Genomic DNA, 1,376 nt, shown 5'->3' on the forward strand with positions numbered 1-1,376 from the left:
CCCGCAAGCCTCGCGCCTGACCCACCGACCCGTCGCCAACTTGGCGCCGGGTCGGCGGCCTTTTGGCACGAGTTCGAGCCGGGTCAGGTCTGGTTGACAGCGACGGTCTGGTGGACGTCGACGCGCATCAGGCGGGCGGCGAGGTCGACGAGGGGGCCGAGCAGGACGATGACCGCGATGGTGCCGGGGCCGATGGTGGCGCCCAGCAGCCAGCCGACCAGCGCGCCTCCGCCCTGGACCGCGCTGTAGCTCCACTTGAACGGGAGCGGCGGATCCCACGCCAGACCGGCTGCCTCGGCCGGGCCGGCGCCGGTGCGGCTGCCGAGGTAGGCCGCGATGCCGATCGCCAGCACGGGGAACGCCACGACGAGCAGCGCGATCCGGGCCGGCCATCCGTCCGGGGTGCTGAGGAGGTCGAGCGCCACGGAGACGGTGACCCCGACCAGCGCGACCTGGACCACGGTGCCGACGCCCGGGTAGACCTTCCGGGCGGCGGCGAGGGCGACGAACACCACGCCGACCAGCAGGTTGGCGACCCAGAACGACAGGTCGAAGGTGAGCGCGATCCCGTTGACGAGCGTGGAGTAGCCGTCCGATCCGAGGTCGGCGGTGAGCAACAGCGCAACGCCGACGCCGAGAACCACGCAGCCCCCGAGCAGGAGGACCAGCCGACCGAGCGAGGGCACCGGATCACTATGTCAGGCCGCACCTGAGGCGGTTGTGGGTGACAATGGATCCCATGGGGGGAGTGAGGCTGGGCGTGGGCGCCGCATTTTTCGCGGTCGCCCTGACGGCCTGCGCCGCGCCGGAGCCGGCTGCCGAGCCGCCGCGGGCCGCGGCGTCGCCGACCGAGACGAGCGACCAGCCCCAGCGCAAGAAGCCCGTGTCCCGCGGCGAGGGCGGGGCGCGGTTCGACGTACCGGATGCGGTGATCCTCGAGCAGCTGCGCCGCGCGGCGGAGCGGATCGCCCAGAACTACACCGCGCCCCCGACGCCGACCCCGGCCGACGTCGACCCCGGCACCAACCGCGGTCTCGGCTACCAGCTGATGCTGGACTTCGGCTTCCCCGAGGAGCAGTGGCGCTTCCTCGACTGGCTGTGGCAGCGCGAGTCCGGGTGGAACCACCTGGCCGACAACCCGACCTCGTCCGCCTACGGCATCCCCCAGTCGCTGCCGGGCACCAAGATGGCGGTCGTGGGCGACGACTGGCGCACCAACCCGGAGACGCAGATCCGCTGGGGTCTGGCCTACATCGCGGCGCGGTACGGCACTCCCGAGCGCGCGTGGCAGCACTCCGAACGCGTCGGCTGGTACTGAGCCGCGCGGAACGGCGTCAGGCCGGGAGCGGCAGGCCGTTGTCGGCGGCGGGGAGCTC

The 1,376-nt window shown here is 73.0% G+C and carries 2 protein-coding genes; one reads left to right on the plus strand and one right to left on the minus strand.

Annotated features, from left to right (window positions below; genetic code table 11):
- Positions 1–83 precede the first annotated feature (83 nt).
- Positions 84–686, minus strand: coding sequence for a YczE/YyaS/YitT family protein (locus H0488_RS23270; protein ID WP_183101536.1), 603 nt, complete (start codon positions 684–686; stop codon positions 84–86).
- A 53-nt stretch (positions 687–739) separates the two neighbouring features.
- On the opposite strand from H0488_RS23270, the gene H0488_RS23275 reads away from it, so the two are divergent.
- Complete coding sequence (locus tag H0488_RS23275; RefSeq protein WP_183101537.1) at positions 740–1,318, plus strand: aggregation-promoting factor C-terminal-like domain-containing protein; 579 nt, start codon at positions 740–742, stop codon at positions 1,316–1,318.
- The last annotated feature ends 58 nt before the right edge of the window (positions 1,319–1,376 follow it).

Source organism: Nocardioides pelophilus (assembly GCF_014180685.1).
In the GTDB taxonomy this organism is placed as follows: domain Bacteria; phylum Actinomycetota; class Actinomycetes; order Propionibacteriales; family Nocardioidaceae; genus Nocardioides; species Nocardioides pelophilus.